Here is a 16,439-nt window from a genome sequence, read left to right on the forward strand (position 1 = left end):
ACACGCCAACCGCCCGTTGTGGTGATGTTGTATGGGCAAGTATCGCTTGCCGTTCCTGATACATAGCAATACACAGCCGCAATCACTGGCGATCATCGACCATCTCGATCGCAAATGGCCTGTGCCGGCTGATTCCCGCCGATGGTCCTGCTCGCATACGTGTACTGGAGTTCGCGCTGACCATCGCCTGTGACTTGCACCCGTTGAACAATATGCGCGTGCAGAAGTATCTCAGTGCCCGCCTTGGTGTTGCCGACGCTGACAAAGCCGAATGGGTCGCACACTGGCTCACGGCCGGCTTCGGCGCCTTGGAGCCGTGGCTGCCCGCGGACGGTGGCTGGTGTGTCGGCAACGCGCCCACCCTGGCCGACTGCTGCCTGGTTCCGCAAGTCGCCAATGCGCAGCGTGCGGCGTTCAGCCTCGCCCCTTTCCCCCGCGTGCGCCGTGCCTACGAACACTGCGCTGTTGTCGAAGCCACGGTGCAACGTGCCCGGCCAGTGATCCTGACCGCGCTGGCGGCTATCCTGGCCTTTATTCCGTTGACGCATTCAGTCTTCTGGGGAACGCTGGCTTACACGCTGATCGGCGGCACCTTCGCCGGCACGGTGCTGACGCTGGTGTTCCTGCCAGCGATGTATGCCATCTGGTACCGGATCACGATGCCTGCCGATGCGAACGAGATGACGCCCGCGGATTTGAACGACAGCGGCGCGAACACGCCCGCGGCCACCACTTGATCCGACAGGCCGCGGCCGTCAGCGCGAGGCCGCGGCCGGTTGGTGGCGACAAAAAGCAGTGTGGGCGCTACCCCCACAACTGCATGCGAGGCGCCGGGGCGCCGTTACCCATTGACCGATATTCCACATGCGCCGCTGGTATCTGCCGGCGCCTCCCGTACGGACTTGGACCGTTCGACCCTCAGGTCATCGGGCAAGCGGACGCGGTTGCGCGCTGCCACCACCTCGGCAAGGATCGAAATGGCGATTTCCGGCGGCGTACGGCTGCCGATATAGATGCCGGCCGGGCCATGCATACGGGCCAGTTGCTGGCTGGTCAGGTCGAATTCCTTCAAGCGTTCGCGCCGCGCCTGGTTGTTGCGACGCGAGCCCAGCGCACCGACGTAGAAGGCCCGGGTGCGCAGCGCCTCCATCAGCGCAAGGTCGTCGAGCTTGGGGTCGTGTGTCAGCGCAACCACCGCACTGCGTTCGTCCAAGGCCATCTCCACCACCGTGTCATCCGGCATGGTGCGCACCATGGCAATGCCGGGAACGGCCCAGGACTCGGTATATTCTTCGCGCGGATCGCACACCGTCACATCGAAGCCGAGCCCGACGGCGATCTCGCAGAGATACTTCGAAAGCTGCCCGGCGCCAATCACCAGCATGCGATAGCGTGGCCCATGGATGGTTGACAGCGACTTGCCGTCAAAGGTCAGGCCGTCAGCGGCCGCCGCCGGCCCAAGCGTCGCAATGCCGGTGGCGATATCGAGCGTACGTGTCACCAGTCGGCCGCCCTCCACCGCCTGCAGCAGTTCGCGCAATCCGCTCGCCGCAGATACCGGCTCCGCCACCAATTCGATGGTTCCGCCACAGGGTAAGCCAAACCGGTGTGCTTCCTCGGCGCTGACGCCGTACCGGATCACCTCGGGACTACCGCAGCGAATGCCTTCGCGGCGGGTTCGGTCAATGATGTCGTCCTCAATGCAGCCGCCCGACACCGAACCCACTACCAGGCTGTCGTCGCGCACGGCCAGCATCGCGCCGGCCGGCCGTGGCGACGAACCCCAGGTATGGACGACCGTCAACAACAGGCAACGGTGTCCTTGCTCGTCCCAGCGAACACTGCTTCTCAAGACTTCGAGATCCACGCTTTCCATGATTCTTCCTGCCGTCCAGCCTGCATCCGCTGCCCCGGATCAAGCGTAGCAAGCTGAGGTCCAGTCAATAACCCGGCGCCAGGCGCCAGATCACGCTTCGCTGGCAACGGTTGCTTGCTCCGACGGCTTCGCCGCGCCCGCCCTTCCCTTCGCGGCGACCGCGACGGCCGCAAGCAAGGATGGCACGGCGAGGATGCTGAGGATCGAGCTCATGCCCAGGCCAAATTGCAGCAGCGTGCCACCGGAAACGGCTCCGAGGACACCACCGAAACGCCCCATTCCAAGCATCCAACCTACCCCGCAGGCACGGCCCTGGGTCGGATAGAACGAAGCCGCCAGCGCGGGCATGGATACCAGGCCGGCCCCCATGAACAGCCCGGCGATCGGCGTCAGCAGCACCAGGTATGCACCACTGGTCGCGTGTCCCATCGCCAGCGTGAATACGGCGGTGAAGAAATAGGCGAAGCCGATGACGCAATGGGGATTGATGCGATCCATCAGCCAGCCGCAAGCCATGGCGCCCAGCGTGCCGCCGAGCGGGAACAGCGCAGCGATCAAAGAGGCCTCGGCCAGGGTCGCACCGGCTTCCCTGACAAGGGTCGGCATCCAGCTGGTGACCAGGTAGAAGACTAGTACACCCATGAAATAGGTGGTCCAGAGCATGAACGTTCCCATCCGATACTCTGGCGACAGGATGAGCCCGAGCGGCGAGCGCAACTTGTCGGCCTGATCATCCGGCAAGGTAAACCGCGACGCGTGGACTTCCGCGGAACCTGCCAGCCGTCTCAACACCGTTTTGATCTTCTGCGCCGGCCAATCGCGCAGCACCATGAACCGGATCGATTCCGGCAGTGCAAGTGCAATGATGGCAAGGACCAGGGGGACTATTCCGCCGACGATGAACACGCTGCGCCATCCGAAAGCGGGAATGATGACCGCCGCCAGGAAGCCACCGCCCGCGGCGCCAAGCGTAAAGCCGCAAAACATGCTGTTCACCAGGAAGGCCCGCCGCCTGGCGGGGGCATACTCGGCCAGCAGCGTGGTCGCGTTGGGAATCGCGGCGCCTAGCCCCATACCCGTCAGGAAGCGCCAGCAGGACAGCTCTGCAGCGGATATAGCGGACGCAGTGGCGAGGCTGAACAGACCAAAGGCCGCCACCGATACGATGAGCACAGGCTTGCGTCCGAACCGGTCCGCACAGGGTCCGGCGACCAGCGCGCCGAGCGCAAGGCCAACCAGCGAAGCGCTCAGCACATTGCCCAGCACCAGCTTCGAAACGCCCCACTCCGTGGTCAACGATGGCGCCACATAGCCGATCGCAGCCGTGTCGAAGCCATCCGCCGCCACCACCAGAAAGCAAACGATGAGGAGCATCCATTGATAGGGCGAGAATCTCTGGTTGTCGATGAATGCCTGGACATCTATGGTCCCCGGCGAGCTGGATTGCTGTGGTTTCATGCGCTTTGTCTCCATTATCTGAGCACGTGGCTCCATGTCGTTGATGGTCTTCTCTGCTCGTGAACCTTGCGCGCCGCCCTCGCATTCCTCTCCCTCCCTTTCAAGGCAGCGCCCATGAAATGATGGTCGTCATATCACATGGCGAACGGTCGCAGTGGCCATGACGCTCCCATGCCGCTCCCAGTCAAGCGTTTGCCACACCCACCGATATATCCAGCGTCTACATGCTAGTCAGGCGGACCGGCATGGTCAAGGAGGAACACGCTGCTGCTGCCTTGGTGCTATCCCTAGTGAACCGCGTGGCGCGCGCCCGCCCATTGGCCCCCACATGTAACGACGCGACCAACAACCCCGCGGCAAGCCCCTGATGCAATGATGATCGTAATGTTATATATTGCAGAGACACACACGCCCGACTCTTCCTGTCACCTGATCATGCGCTACTCACTCGACCAAAAGGCTGAAACCCACAAGCACATCGTCAAGGCTGCCTCGACGCAATTCCGCAAGCACGGTGTCAACGGCATCGGCGTAGCCCAGTTGATGAAGAGCGCCGGCCTGACCCATGGGGGGTTTTACGCGCACTTCGAGTCCAAGGACGCCCTGGTTGCCGAGGCCATCGACGCAGCTTTCGACCAGACCATGGAACTCCTGCAAGAAGCGACGTCGGTGGCATCGCCTAGGCAGCGCCGGCAATCCGTCGTGCAGGCGTATGTGAACAAAAGGCACCGCGACCATCCCGGATCGGGTTGCGCCATCGCGGCGCTCGGTGCCGATGTGTCGCGTCTGGATACCAAGACGCGGCGGCGCTTCGAGGCACGCGTGACATCGCTCATCGAAGCCATTGCAGGGGGCGATGATGAGACAGCACGCAAGGACGCCATTGTCACGCTGGCGGCCATGGTCGGCGGCATGGTGCTGGCGCGCTCCGTGCGCTCGGAAGCGCTATCCACCGAGATACTGGACGCACTCCAGACCTCCCTGTAGTGCGGCCGCCCTTGCACCAGCGCCGGAGCCGATATGAGCCAATCCCGCTTCCTCAAGATGCCATGTCCCGTTGCACATGCCTCGGCGGTGCTGGGCGAGCGCTGGGTCATCCTAATCCTGCGTGAAGCGTATTACGGGGCGACGCGATTCGAGGAGTTCGAGCGCCAGCTCGGCATTGCTTCCAACATCCTGAGCGCCAGGCTTCAGGCAATGACCGATCATGGCCTGCTGATACGCAGGCCGATCGAAGGCAGCACACGCTGCGCCTACTTCCTGAGCGACAGCGCACGCGATTTCCTGCCGACCTACCTGAGCCTCAAGGCGTGGGCAGAGCGATGGGTGGCGGAACCGAAGCGGCGCGCCAAGCTTTTCGTGGACAAGCACACGGGAAACGAGATCGTGGCGCCACCATTGACGCGCCCCGATGGATCGCCGATCCCCTTCGAAGACGTCCAGGTCATCGACGCCCAGGTGCGGTAGCTGCCAGTTGCCGTCCGCGGGTCACCGGATGGGTTAGCGCTAATATGGAGGCCTGACGACATCGCGACCCGCCATTTCATGACCACCTCCACCACGCGCCCGGCCCGCCAAAGCTATCACCATGGCAACCTGCGGGAAGAAATGATCCGCTGTGGCCGGGAAATCCTGGCCATCAAGGGCGTCCATGGACTGACCCTTCGCTCCGCCGCAAAGCTGGCCGGGGTCTCGCACGGCGCGCCGCGCAATCAGTTTGCCGACAAGGAGGGCCTGCTTGCCGCCATCGCCGCCGAAGGATTCCGTGAACTGGTCGCGGTGCGGCGGGCCCGGCTCTCGCCGGAGATGAGCGCCGAGGCGCGGCTGCTCACGATCATGGACGGCTATATCGAGTTCGCCGTCAAGCATCCCGCGCTTTTCTACCTGATGTTCGGGCCGCAGATCGAGGACAAGGAGAGGTACCCCGAACTGCTGGAGGCGGGCAGCGCGTCTTACCAGCTCCTGTCGGGTGCAGTCCAGGACTATTTCCGGGAAAACAATCTTGCCGAGCAGTTCGACGACATGATGGTGCGCTGCGCGTGGTCGGCTATGCACGGTGTGAGCATGTTCTTCAGTGCCAAGCCGACCGGACCCAGCCCGCGCCCACGCGTCGCGCTGGCCCAATGGCGGCAGAGCGTACAGCAATTCGTGCTGACCGGCCTGTTGGCAGCAGGCCAGAACAAGGCCGCGGCGGCCGGTGCCGCCGCAAGCAAGCCGAAGGCGAGGTCACGCAGCGCAGCGTAGGCGTAAGCCCCCCGGAGTTTCAGTCTCCGCGGCGCGGCTCCAGCGCATCGACCAGCGCCCGCTTCAGCATCACCCGGCCAAGCTGCAACCGGTATGCCCCATCGGCGAAGTTGTCCTCCAGCGGCGTCACGTTGGTGAACGCGGCTTCGACAATGGCATCGACCTTGTCCGGCAGGTCGGCGAAGCTGCCTTCCAGCAAAGCCCCCGCCTCCCAGGCGCGGAATGCCGCGTCCGCAACGCCAGTGATGGCAATCCGTCCCCAGCTATAGCCATCTTTGGCAACGTTGATGGCAACGGCCGCCGCAGCCACCGCATAGCCCGACGACGGATGACGGAACTTGCGGTATGCAACCCGGCCCGGTGCCGGCAATGGCACATGGATGCGCGTAAGGACCTCGTCCGGCTCAACGGCTGTGGACATGAAGCCGGCAAAGAACTCGTGCGCGGGAATGCGCCTGCTGCCTTGCCCGCCTGCCACTTCCATTTCGGCATCCATCGCAAGCGCGACCGCCGGCCAGTCGGCCGACGGATCGGCGTGCACCAGCGCGCCACCGATCGTGCCACGGTTCCTGACTGTCGGGTCGGCAATCACCGTGGCGGCGAGTGGGAACAGCGGGGCCAGCCGCTTCAGTTCCGCGCTCGCCTCCAGTTCGGCGTGGGTCGTGGCGCTGCCGATGGAAACGGAGTCCTCATGGACCACGATGCCACGAAGTTCAGGCAGGCGACCGATATCCACCAGCAGTCCAGGCCTCGCCAGCCTCAGCTTCATCATCGGCAATAGCGTATGCCCCCCGGCCAGGATCTTCGCCTCGGGGTTTTGGGCAAGGATGGAAAGTGCCTGTTGCACACTGCTCGCCCTGAGGTATTCGACTTCGTACGGAATCATGTCGCGCTCCGGCTCTCTTGGATGGCTCGCCAGACTTTCGGCGGCGTCAGCGGCATATCGAGATGGGATATGCCAAATGGCTTCAGTGCATCGCATACCGCCGCGACGACCGCGGGCGGCGCACCGACGCAGCCCGCCTCCCCGATGCCTTTGACGCCGAGCGGATTCGACGGCGCCGGAGAGACATGAAAGCCGGTGCGCATGCGGGGGATCTGTTCGATACGCGGAAAGCCGTAGTCAAGCAGCGAGCCGGACAGCAGTTGCCCGGAGTCGTCGTACATGGCTTCTTCGAACAGGGCCTGGCCGATGCCCTGTGCGATGCCACCGTGCATCTGGCCATGGCAAAGCATCGGGTTGATCATCACGCCCACGTCGTCGACTGCCACATAGTCCAGGATCGTCACCACCCCGGTCTCCGCATCGACCTCCACGACCACGGCATGGCAGCCATTCGGCGCTCCCAGGGCGGCCGGCTCATAGAAGACGCGCTCATCCAGCCCTGCTTCGAAATCCCGGGGCAGCTTGTGCGCAAGGTATGCCATCCTTGCGACCTGCGAGAACGGGATGACGGTCGGATTTGCCGTGCTCGAGAAATGGCCATCTGCATAGTGCACGTCCTCTTCCGGGATTTCGAGCATGAAGGCGGCGATCCGCCTTGCCCTGGCGAGAATCTTGCCCGCTGCCACATAGGCAGCGCTGCCGCCTACGGGCATGGAGCGTGAATTGAACGTGCCATGACCCGCCAGCACGCGGTCGGTGTCACCCTGCACGACATCGATATCTTCCATCGGCAGTTGCAAGGCTTCCGCAACGATCTGCGCGAAGCTGGTGGCATGGCCGTGGCCTTGCGGCATCGAGCCGCTGAACAGCGTGACCTTGCCGTCGGAATGCACGCGGATATGCGCGCTCTCCCAGCCGCCGCGGTTGAACCCGACCTTTTCCAGCATCGGCGAAATGCCCATGCCGACCAGCTCCAGATAGCAGGTCACCCCGATGCCGATGTATTTGCCCTGCTCGCGCAGCGCCACCTGCTCCTCACGCCAGCGCCGGTAGCCGATCAGCTCGGTCGCCTTGTTCAGGCAGGCTTCGTAGTCGCCGGAGTCCCATTTGCCGCGCGCGCCGTCATGCGGCAAATAGGGAAACTGATCGGGCTGCACCAGGTTGCGGCGCCGCAACTCGACCGGATCCATGTCCAGCTCCCCCGCTACAGCGTCCATCAGCCGCTCGATGATGTATGCGGCTTCTGGCCGTCCGGCGCCGCGATAGGCATCAACCGGCGTGGTATTGGTTGTCACCAGATTCACTTCCGCGTCGACTGACGTTATCTGGTAGTTGCCCGTGATGTAGTTGACCGTATTGATGGTAGGGATCCCCGTCGCCATATTCGACAGGTAGGCGCCGAGGTTGGCGAACGACCGCAAGCGGATCCCCAGCACTTTGCCGTCGTTGGTGACGGGCGCCTCCACATACTCGGTATGCGCGCGGCCATGGGTGGTCGCGACGAAGTTCTCGCTGCGCGTCTCCGTCCAGCTCACCGGAAGCCCGAAATGCCTGGAGGCGAACGCCACCAGCACCTCTTCCGCATAGAAGTGCATCTTTGCGCCGAATCCGCCACCGATATCGGGCGCCACGATCCGGACCCGGTGCTCGGGCCAGCGCAGGGTCTCCGCCAGCCAGCGTCTCGACATATGCGGAACCTGGGTCGGAACGATAAACGTCAGGCGCTCGTCGACCGGGTCGAAGCTCGCGCACAAGGCGCGCGGTTCGAGCGGGCTTGGAATCAGCCGCTGGTTGACCAGCCGGATCGAGACTACCCGGTCGGCCCGTTTCAATGCATCCTCGTAGCTGCCGCCCTTGAGCCGGAATACGCCGATGCGATTGCCGGGCACGTTATCGTGAAGCTGGGGCGCGGTGTCTGACAGTGCTGCTTCCGCATCGACGACAGGTGGCAACGCTTCGTAACCGACTGCGACCAGTTCCGCAGCGTCCGCGGCAATCTCGCGGGTCTGGGCCACCACCATCGCCACGGCTTCCCCTACGTACCGCACCCGCCCGGCCGCAAGCGGAGGGTGCGGCGGCACCTTCGAATTACCCACGACCCAGTTCGGCCGGATGTCGCCAACCTTGCCCTGGATGTCCGCATAGGTCAGAACCCCGATCACGCCGGGAAGCGCGCGTGCGGCCGAGCTATCGATCTCGCTGACAACGGCATGGGCATAGGGCGACCTGACGAAGGCCGCGAAGACCATGCCCGGGAACTGGTGGTCATCCGTAAACCTGCCCTGGCCGCTCATCAGCCGCTTGTCCTCACGACGCCTGACCGATTTGCCAATGTACTTCGTTGCACTTCCGCTCAGTGCTTCGCTCATCTCAGGCCTCCTCATGTGTGACGGACGGCGTTCGCTGCAGCCTGGTCACGGCAAGAAGAACAGCATCGACGATGTTCTGATACCCGGTGCAGCGGCACAGGTTGCCGTGCAGCGCTTCCCTGACATCGCTTTCGGCCGGCGCAGGCTGGTGCGCAAGCAGCGCTCGTGCCGCAAGCAGCATTCCCGGCGTACAGAAGCCACACTGCAAGCCATGAAGTTCGTTGAAGGCTTGCTTGAGCACGGCTGTCGTGTGGTCGTGCTCCATGCCTTCAATCGTGTGAAGCTCGCGGCCGTCAGTCTGGGCGGCAAGTACGGTGCACGACTTCACGTTCGTCCCGTCAACAAGCACCGTGCAGGCTCCGCACTGGGAGGTGTCGCAACCGATGTGAACGCCGGTCAAGCGTTTCTGGTCCCGCAACAAGTGCACCAGCAGCCGCCTTGGCTCTATCTCGGTGGTACCTGTTACGCCATTGATGGTGTTTTCAATTTTCACAGTCGCCTCTGTGTCTCCGTTAGCACCTTCAGCATCGGCACCCGTGGTGCCTATAGTATTACGATCATCATACTAAAGGGGCAAAAAAAAATTCCGGTGTTCTTCCCAGAACCGCCGAGCTCATTCAGCGGAAGTTGCCAGCGAACCACCCGGACTTGCCTCCTGGCTTACCAGCTTTTCAAAGCGGGAAAAGAACTCCGCCAGGAACTTGTTCGCCACTGATCCCACCAGACGGGACCCGATCTGTGCGAGCTTTCCTCCCATCTGCGCTGCGGCCACGTAGTGCAGGGAAGTGCCGCCCTCGACGTCTTCCAGACGGATATCGGCGCCCAGCTTGCCGAATCCCGCGACGCCACCGCTGCCGCTGCCTTCGATGTGATAGCCGATGCCCTCCTGGTGGCCGGTAAATCGGGCCGTGCCCTTGAAGCGTGCCTTGATCGGTCCGACGGCCGCTACGATGACTGCGTCATAGTCTCCGTCATCTCCCTGCTGGTATTGCTCACATCCCGGCAAACACCGCTGGAATGTCGCCGGATCGTTCAACCGTTTCCAGACCTCTGCCCTGGAAGCCTTGATTACCTGTGCGCCAGTGAATTCCAATGTTTTCCCCTTTCGGTTTCTGCTACTTCCGTCACAGCGGCCGGCCCGGAACCGCGAACGTCTGCGCCGCTTCGTCACCGCATGGCCGAACGCCAATCTATCCAGCGTCTATATCGTAGGGAGCGCGTCGGCGAGCGTCAAGGAACGGGAAGCCATTTACGCCTAGTGGTAACCCTAGCAACGAAAGCCCTTTCGCTCATCTGGCTGGCACTGCAGTGCCCGTACAGGAACAGGCTGGTAAACCCGAAACTGCCCAAAGACTTCTTGACGCGGCCAAGACCGCAATCCTAGGATGTAGACAGTGGATACACCGAGCACCAGCGCCGAACGCGACTAGCGCAGCAAGGCAGGCCAGGCGTCCAGCCCTTTCAACCCTGCCCACCTTCGTTCCAGTCCCCGGCGCACGCCCCAATGTATCCACTGTCTATATTCGATACGGCCGACTTCGAACGCCGGCCCCATCCACGCCAAAGGAGAACCCATGTCTCGTGCAGTGATCGTTTCATTTGCCCGCACCCCGATCGGCAAAGCCACCCGAGGCGCCTTCAACATGACCCATGGCGCCACCATGGCGGGCCATGCCATTCAGCATGCCGTCCAGCGTGCGGGGATTGACGGCGCGGAAGTCGAGGACATCATCTTCGGCTGCGGCCAGCCCATCGCCGCCACCGGTGGCAACGTCGCCCGGCAAGGCGGCATCCGCGCGGGCCTGCCGGTGTCCGTCAGCGGCACGACGCTGACCCGCTTCTGCGCATCCGGCTTGCAGGCAGTCGCCTTTGCCGCACAGCGTGTGCTGATCGACAAGGTGCCGGTAATGGTGGCGGGTGGCGTCGAATCGATCAGCCTGTCACAACCGGTCACGCTGAAGGTTGCCCAGCAGGAAGCGTGGCTGGCCAAGAATCGCCCCGATGTTTACCTGCACATGATCGATACGGCCGAAATCCTCGCCGAGCGCTACGGCATGTCGCGGCAGCGCTCCGACGCGTTCGCGCTGCGCAGCCAGCAACTTACTGTGGCAGCTCAGAAGGCCGGCCGCTTCGCGGAGGAAATCGTTCCGCTGGCAACGGTCAAGTCGGTGAAGGACAAGGTGACCGGAGAGACGTCGACGGCGGAGTTCCTGCTCGAGGCGGACGAAGGTGTCCGTGCCGACACCACGCTGGAAGGACTGAGCGTGCTGCCTGCCGTGAAGGGCGAGGGTTACCAGGTGACGGCCGGCAATTCGAGCCAGTTGTCTGACGGGGCCGCGGCGCTGGTGGTGATGTCCGAACGCGAGGCCGAACGGCGTGGCCTGGAACCGCTGGGCTACTTCGTCAGCCTGGCCACCGCTGGGGTGGAGCCGGACGAAATGGGCGTCGGCCCGGTCCGCGCAGTCCCGCGCCTGCTCGAACGCAACGAGCTTTCCATCGATGACATCGACCTGTGGGAACTCAACGAAGCCTTTGCCTGCCAGGCGCTGTATTGCATTGACCAGCTTGGCTTGCCGCTGGAGCGCGTCAACGTCAACGGCGGCGCGATTGCCGTCGGTCACCCGTATGGCATGACGGGCGCGCGCCAGGCCGGCCACATCTTGCTGGAAGGACGTCGCCGGAAAGCCAAGTATGGCGTCGTGACCATGTGTGCCGCCGGCGGCATGGGCGCGGCAGGCCTGTTCGAGTTCATCCACTAAGCATCCAAGAGAGACAACGGAGACACCGATGACCGACATCACCGAATACGACACCGTGTTTATCGACCGCGACGGTCCCTGCGCCGTCGTCACCATGAACCGGCTGGAAAAGTACAACGCGCTCAACACCGGGTTGCGCACCGACCTTTACGCGGCGCTGTCGTCGCTGATGACCGAGCGGACGGTCCGAGGGATCGTTCTCTGGGGTGGCACCAAGGCCTTCGTGGCCGGCGGCGATATCCCTGAAATGCTGGCGCGCCGTCCGATTGAAGCCTTCGTCCCGACCAGCGGCGCGCCCGACCTGTGGGCGCTGATCCACCACAGCACCATCCCCGTGATCGCCGCCATTGCCGGGCCTTGCTTTGGCGGTGGCCTCGAGCTTGCGATGGCGTGCGACCTGCGCGTGGCTGCGGACAACGCCCTGCTCGGGCAGACCGAAACCAACGTTGGCCTGATACCGGGACGCGGGGGTACCCAGCGGCTAACCCGGCTGGTTGGCGCGACGCGCGCCAAGGAAATGATCTTTACCGGCGAAATCATCAAGCCGGACGAGGCTTACCGCATCGGCCTTGTCAACAAGGTGGTGCCTGCGGGCGAATTGCTGGCAGAGGCGAAGGCCTATGTGCACCGTATTGCCGAGAAGTCCCCGCACTCGATCGCGATGGCCAAGCTGATGATCAACAACGGCCAGGATGCCACGCTCGATACGGCGCTGATGCTGGAACAGCTGGCCTTTGCCACGCTCTTCAGCACGGAAGACATGCACGAAGGCGGCGCAGCGTTCCTCGACAAGCGCCGTCCGGTCTACCGCGGAGTCTGACCATGACCCAGCTCAACACACGTGTGCAGGCTGCGGCCACCCTCGCGCAACCAGACCCCTACCGCCCCCGGCTGACAGTGACCGCGCTTGCCGATATCCGGCGCTTCGAGCAGACACCGCTTTCGGACCGGCGCCTGCCCGACAGCACTTACGAGTTGCTGCGCCTGGCGCGCGATCGTGCGCCCGAGGCGCCGGCGCTGCATTACTTCACCTCCGGCGACGAGTTGGCCAGGTCGGTCACCATCACCCATGCGCAGATGTTCGGACGCATCACGCAAACCGCCAACCTGCTGCACTCGCTTGGCCTGGGGCCGGATGACGTCATCGGGGTGCTGATGCCCGTGACGCCAGAGTCCCAGTACGCGATCTGGGGCAGCGAAGCGACCGGCATCGCCTGCCCGGTCAACTGGATGCTGGAGCCCGAGATTATCGCGGCGTTGCTGCGCAATGCCGGAGCCAAGGCGGTGATCGCCTATGGCCCCGACCCGGATATCGAAGCCTGGAACAAGGCCATGCTGGTGCGGCGTGAACTGCATGACGTGAAGCACTGGATCAAGGCCGGCGGCGGTAAGGCAAGCGAGGAAGGCATCTTCGACCTCGACGCCAGCGTTGACCGTTTCGATGACGAGGCGCTTGACAGCGGACGGGTGTTCTCGCCGCAGGATACGGCTTCGATGTTCCATACCGGGGGCACCACCGGCACGCCCAAGCTGGCGCTGCACACGCATGGCAACGAAGTGTCGATGGCATGGGTCAGCGCCATGCAGATCGACGTGCAGCCCGAGGACGTACGCGTCTGCGGGGTGCCGATGTTCCACGTGACAGGGGTGCTGACCAATTGCCTGATGCCGCTGGCCCGCGGCGCATCGGTGGTGCTGCTGACGTCCAGCGGCTGGCGTGATCCCTCGGTGATCCGCAATCTTTGGCAGATCGTCGATCACTTCGGGGTCACCGCGCTGGGCATGGTCCCCAGCGTGGTCAACATGGCGCTGAATATTCCGATCGGCGACGCCGACATCAGCTCCCTCAAGGCGGCCAGCTGCGGTACGGCGCCGCTGTCGGTGGCCGTCGCCGAGGCGTTCGAGCAAAAGACCGGCGCGATGATCTTCGAGGGATATGGGCTGACTGAAGGCACCGCGCTCAGTGCAACCAACCCGCGCTATGGCCAGCGGCGCATCGGCTCCATCGGCCTGCCCATGGCCTACCAGGAGATGAAGGTCGTCAAGGTCGCCGCTGGACACATCCAGCGCGAATGCGAGCCGGGCGAACCTGGCATCGTGGTGGTGCGCGGTCCCAATGTCTTCTCCGGCTACCTGAATCCCGAGCAGAACAAGAGCATCTGGTTCGAAGGCGGCTGGTTCAATACTGGCGACCTGGGCTATGTGGACGAGGATGGCTACTTCTGGCTGACCGGCCGGGCCAAGGACCTGATCATCCGCGGCGGCAACAATATCGATCCGCGCATGATCGAAGAGGCGCTGTATCGGCACCCCGAGGTATTCGATGCCGCCGCGGTCGGCCTGCCTGACGCGCATGCCGGTGAACTGCCGGTCGCGTACATCGCGCTCAAGCCGGGCAGCACCTTCCCGCTCGGCCGCATCAAGCACTACGCCTACGAGGTGATCCCGGAACGCGCCGCCGTGCCCAAGCAGTTCTACCTGGTCGACGCCATCCCCAAGACTGCCGTCGGCAAGATCCAGAAGAACACGCTGCGCAGCGACGCAGTACTGCGGGCGCAGCGGCAGATGCTTGCCGAGGTCAACGCGGATACGCCGGTGCCCCTGGTTGATATCCGCATCGAAGACCGGGGCGACCAGGGCATCCTGTCCACGCTGGTGCTGCCCGCCACCCTGAGCAACGAAGACCGGGAGATCGCGGTGGCAACCATCGGCAAGGCGTTCTCGACGCTGACCATCAAATACGCGGTGGTCTACGAATAGCCCGTTCACCGAAGCAGGGCCTCGCCAGAGGCAGTGCAGGCCGGCAGCGCCTCACCCCGACGTATCCGTCACCACGGGTATGAGCTGCCGGCTTGCAGAACCAATAATGGAGACAACCATGACTATCCAGCTTTCGCGCCGGCGCCTGCTGCAGGCGGCGTGCGGCGCCGTGCCGGCAATGCTTGTGCCGTCCTTGCTGCGGGCTGAAGCGCCCTATCCGGGCAACCCGATCGTCGTCAAGGTCGCATTTCCCGCTGGGGGTCCGGCGGACGAATCGATCCGCGCGGCAGCCGTCGTGATGAAAAGGAGCCTGGGGCAGAACGTTCTTGCCGACAACCTTCCCGGCGCAAGCGGATCGATCTGCGCCATGAACGTGCTGCGCGGTGCCAACGATGGCTACACCTTGCTGGGCACGACCGGCATCGACTTCCTGGTCGCGCCACTTACCATCGCATCGGCGAAGTATTCGCCGGAGAAGTTCAGGCTGGCAGGCTTCAGCGGGATTTCGGACTTCATCCTGGTGTCGAATCCCTCGTTGCAGTTCAAGAACGTCGACGAAGTCATTGCCTACGCGAAGAACCCGAAGAACCGCCCGCTGTCGCTGGCGCATTGGGGCCCTGGCTCGGGACCCCACCTGGTCGGGGCCGACTTCCAGGCCCGCACCGGCGCACGCTTCCTGGAAGTCCCCTACAAGGGCGCGGCGCCGGTCACCAGCGACATTGCCGGTGCGCAGGTAGACCTGACCTTCATTCCCATGGGAGGTCCGACTTACGGGATGATCAAGGCCGGCCGCTTCCGGCCGATCGGTGTCGCCAGCAAGGCCCGGCATCCGTCGTTGCCCGATGTGCCGGCGCTGTCGGAATACAAGGACCTGGCCGACTTCGAGTACAGCCAGTGGGCGGGCGTGCTGGCCCCGCCGAATACACCGGATGCCGTGACGGCACGGGTGGTGGAGGCCATGAATGCGTGGGTGGGCAGCCCGGAAAACCGTACCCGGCGCGCCGTCAATCTCCAGCGCGCGATCGAGCCGATGACCATGGCCCAGGCGCAAGCCTTCCTGAGCAACGAACACGCCAAGCTGACCCGCATTGCCAAGAGCCTCAGGCTGGCCGGGCAATAAGACCTGGTGGTAATGCGGTCAGCCCGCCTGTGCCGCGGCTATGCCGGATCGCCGCGGCGCAAGCTGGCAAAATCCGCAGGACGTTTCCCCAGGAAAGCGGCAATGCCCTCCGCGGCTTCGGCGCTGCCCTGGGCCACGGCCATCGCGCCCCGTTCAGCCTCGAGTTGCTCATCGAGCGAGCGCTCGTGCGCATGGCGGCACAGCGCCTTGATTGATCCCAGCGCCTGCTGCGGGCCCTGGGCAAGCCGCGCCGCCAGCGCGATCGCCGCCGCGCCGGCCTGGCCCGCCTTAACCAGTTGATTGACGACGCCGAAGTGCTGCAGCTGCTCGGCCGTGATGCGGTCGCCAGTCAACGCCAACTGCGTCAGCACCTGCCGCGAGAGGCTCTGCGCCAGCAGGCCGGTGATGCCGCCATCCGGTGTCAGCCCCACCTTCACATAGGCGATCGAGAACGCTGTGCCGGCGGAAGCCACCAGCAAATCGCAGGCTAGTGCCAGCGAGAAGCCCGCACCTGCCGCACCGCCTTCGACCGCTGCGACGATCGGCTTGGGAAAGTCGCGCAGCTTGCACACCACGTCGTGCAGATGCCCCAGCTTCTCGATGCGCTCCTCGTAGGTCAGTTCGCGCCGCTTGCTGATCAATTCCAGGTCGCCGCCCGCACAGAAATAGTCGCCGGCCCCCGTCAGCACGATCGCGCCAATCGCCGGATCCTCTGCTGCATTGGCCAGTGCGGCGCGGATATTGTCATAGAGATCCGCCGCGATGGCGTTGCGTTTGCCCGGATTGTTGATGGCAAGGACCAGCACGCTGCCTTCCGTGCGCTGCAACAGGGAGGAAAAGGTAGTCATGTCGTGATTGGTGATTTCCATGAATGGGCGAAGGCTGCTCAACCAGCCGTCTGGTGCGCAGCGCGCTGGCGCTCATAGACCTGCAGGTGGCAATATGCCGCACGGCTCAACGGAAGCTC

Annotated in this window: 15 protein-coding genes; 8 read left to right on the top strand and 7 right to left on the bottom strand. The window is 63.9% G+C overall.

What is annotated here, in order from left to right; translation table 11 throughout:
• Positions 1-212: 212 nt before the first annotated feature.
• Positions 213-737, top strand: coding sequence for an efflux RND transporter permease subunit (locus AC3WRI_RS15895; RefSeq protein ID WP_011615266.1), 525 nt, complete (start codon positions 213-215; stop codon positions 735-737).
• 104 nt (positions 738-841) lie between these two features.
• On the opposite strand, the gene AC3WRI_RS15900 is transcribed toward AC3WRI_RS15895, so the two are convergent.
• Complete coding sequence (locus AC3WRI_RS15900) at positions 842-1,876, bottom strand: XdhC family protein (RefSeq protein WP_011615265.1); 1,035 nt, start codon at positions 1,874-1,876, stop codon at positions 842-844.
• Between the two features lie 90 nt (positions 1,877-1,966).
• A complete protein-coding gene (locus tag AC3WRI_RS15905; RefSeq protein ID WP_492293517.1) occupies positions 1,967-3,334 on the bottom strand; it encodes an MFS transporter in 1,368 nt (455 codons plus the stop codon).
• A gap of 435 nt (positions 3,335-3,769) precedes the next feature.
• Between AC3WRI_RS15905 and AC3WRI_RS15910 the strand changes: the two genes are divergently transcribed.
• From AC3WRI_RS15910 to AC3WRI_RS15920, 3 genes are all read left to right on the top strand, one after another.
• Positions 3,770-4,321, top strand: coding sequence for a TetR/AcrR family transcriptional regulator (locus AC3WRI_RS15910; RefSeq protein ID WP_492293518.1), 552 nt, complete (start codon positions 3,770-3,772; stop codon positions 4,319-4,321).
• A 33-nt stretch (positions 4,322-4,354) separates the two neighbouring features.
• Positions 4,355-4,801 carry a winged helix-turn-helix transcriptional regulator gene (locus AC3WRI_RS15915; protein WP_011615262.1) on the top strand — a complete coding sequence of 149 codons (447 nt, stop codon included), beginning with the start codon at positions 4,355-4,357 and terminating at the stop codon, positions 4,799-4,801.
• A gap of 78 nt (positions 4,802-4,879) precedes the next feature.
• A complete protein-coding gene (locus tag AC3WRI_RS15920) occupies positions 4,880-5,578 on the top strand; it encodes a TetR/AcrR family transcriptional regulator (RefSeq protein ID WP_011615261.1) in 699 nt (232 codons plus the stop codon).
• 19 nt (positions 5,579-5,597) lie between these two features.
• Here AC3WRI_RS15920 and AC3WRI_RS15925 read toward each other — a convergent pair whose 3' ends face one another.
• From AC3WRI_RS15925 to AC3WRI_RS15940, 4 genes are all read right to left on the bottom strand, one after another.
• Complete coding sequence (locus AC3WRI_RS15925) at positions 5,598-6,464, bottom strand: FAD binding domain-containing protein (RefSeq protein ID WP_011615260.1); 867 nt, start codon at positions 6,462-6,464, stop codon at positions 5,598-5,600.
• Entirely contained in the window at positions 6,461-8,833 is a 2,373-nt protein-coding gene (locus tag AC3WRI_RS15930) for a xanthine dehydrogenase family protein molybdopterin-binding subunit (protein ID WP_492293519.1), read from the bottom strand. The genes AC3WRI_RS15925 and AC3WRI_RS15930 overlap by 4 nt, the downstream gene beginning before the upstream one ends.
• A 1-nt stretch (position 8,834) precedes the next feature.
• The gene (locus tag AC3WRI_RS15935) at positions 8,835-9,326 is read right to left on the bottom strand and encodes a (2Fe-2S)-binding protein (RefSeq protein WP_492293520.1); all 492 of its coding nucleotides are present in this window, start codon (positions 9,324-9,326) and stop codon (positions 8,835-8,837) included.
• A 120-nt stretch (positions 9,327-9,446) separates the two neighbouring features.
• Positions 9,447-9,926, bottom strand: a complete 480-nt coding sequence (locus tag AC3WRI_RS15940) for an SRPBCC family protein (RefSeq protein ID WP_011615257.1) — start codon at positions 9,924-9,926, stop codon at positions 9,447-9,449.
• Between the two features lie 481 nt (positions 9,927-10,407).
• Here AC3WRI_RS15940 and AC3WRI_RS15945 point away from each other — a divergent pair, with 481 nt between their 5' ends.
• The 4 genes from AC3WRI_RS15945 to AC3WRI_RS15960 all read left to right on the top strand — a co-directional run bounded on the left by AC3WRI_RS15945 (position 10,408) and on the right by AC3WRI_RS15960 (position 15,472).
• On the top strand, positions 10,408-11,592 hold the full coding sequence (locus AC3WRI_RS15945; protein WP_011615256.1) for an acetyl-CoA C-acyltransferase: 1,185 nt from the start codon (positions 10,408-10,410) through the stop codon (positions 11,590-11,592).
• A gap of 28 nt (positions 11,593-11,620) precedes the next feature.
• Entirely contained in the window at positions 11,621-12,412 is a 792-nt protein-coding gene (locus AC3WRI_RS15950; protein ID WP_492293521.1) for an enoyl-CoA hydratase/isomerase family protein, read from the top strand.
• A gap of 2 nt (positions 12,413-12,414) precedes the next feature.
• Positions 12,415-14,352 carry an acyl-CoA synthetase gene (locus AC3WRI_RS15955; protein ID WP_492293522.1) on the top strand — a complete coding sequence of 646 codons (1,938 nt, stop codon included), beginning with the start codon at positions 12,415-12,417 and terminating at the stop codon, positions 14,350-14,352.
• A gap of 118 nt (positions 14,353-14,470) precedes the next feature.
• Positions 14,471-15,472 carry a tripartite tricarboxylate transporter substrate binding protein gene (locus AC3WRI_RS15960; RefSeq protein ID WP_011615253.1) on the top strand — a complete coding sequence of 334 codons (1,002 nt, stop codon included), beginning with the start codon at positions 14,471-14,473 and terminating at the stop codon, positions 15,470-15,472.
• Between the two features lie 38 nt (positions 15,473-15,510).
• Here the strand turns inward: AC3WRI_RS15960 and AC3WRI_RS15965 are convergent, their stop codons facing one another.
• On the bottom strand, positions 15,511-16,341 hold the full coding sequence (locus tag AC3WRI_RS15965; protein ID WP_011615252.1) for an oxepin-CoA hydrolase, alternative type: 831 nt from the start codon (positions 16,339-16,341) through the stop codon (positions 15,511-15,513).
• Positions 16,342-16,439 lie beyond the last annotated feature (98 nt).

Source organism: Cupriavidus sp. FW305-27 (assembly GCF_058787995.1).

Coding starts and splice junctions, on each gene's coding strand:
- AC3WRI_RS15895 (WP_011615266.1), top strand. CDS start 213: ATGCGCGTGCAGAAGTATCTCAGTGCCCGCCTTGGTGTTGCCGACGCT.
- AC3WRI_RS15900 (WP_011615265.1), bottom strand. CDS start 1,876: ATGGAAAGCGTGGATCTCGAAGTCTTGAGAAGCAGTGTTCGCTGGGAC.
- AC3WRI_RS15905 (WP_492293517.1), bottom strand. CDS start 3,334: ATGAAACCACAGCAATCCAGCTCGCCGGGGACCATAGATGTCCAGGCA.
- AC3WRI_RS15910 (WP_492293518.1), top strand. CDS start 3,770: ATGCGCTACTCACTCGACCAAAAGGCTGAAACCCACAAGCACATCGTC.
- AC3WRI_RS15915 (WP_011615262.1), top strand. CDS start 4,355: ATGAGCCAATCCCGCTTCCTCAAGATGCCATGTCCCGTTGCACATGCC.
- AC3WRI_RS15920 (WP_011615261.1), top strand. CDS start 4,880: ATGACCACCTCCACCACGCGCCCGGCCCGCCAAAGCTATCACCATGGC.
- AC3WRI_RS15925 (WP_011615260.1), bottom strand. CDS start 6,464: ATGATTCCGTACGAAGTCGAATACCTCAGGGCGAGCAGTGTGCAACAG.
- AC3WRI_RS15930 (WP_492293519.1), bottom strand. CDS start 8,833: ATGAGCGAAGCACTGAGCGGAAGTGCAACGAAGTACATTGGCAAATCG.
- AC3WRI_RS15945 (WP_011615256.1), top strand. CDS start 10,408: ATGTCTCGTGCAGTGATCGTTTCATTTGCCCGCACCCCGATCGGCAAA.
- AC3WRI_RS15950 (WP_492293521.1), top strand. CDS start 11,621: ATGACCGACATCACCGAATACGACACCGTGTTTATCGACCGCGACGGT.
- AC3WRI_RS15955 (WP_492293522.1), top strand. CDS start 12,415: ATGACCCAGCTCAACACACGTGTGCAGGCTGCGGCCACCCTCGCGCAA.
- AC3WRI_RS15960 (WP_011615253.1), top strand. CDS start 14,471: ATGACTATCCAGCTTTCGCGCCGGCGCCTGCTGCAGGCGGCGTGCGGC.
- AC3WRI_RS15965 (WP_011615252.1), bottom strand. CDS start 16,341: ATGGAAATCACCAATCACGACATGACTACCTTTTCCTCCCTGTTGCAG.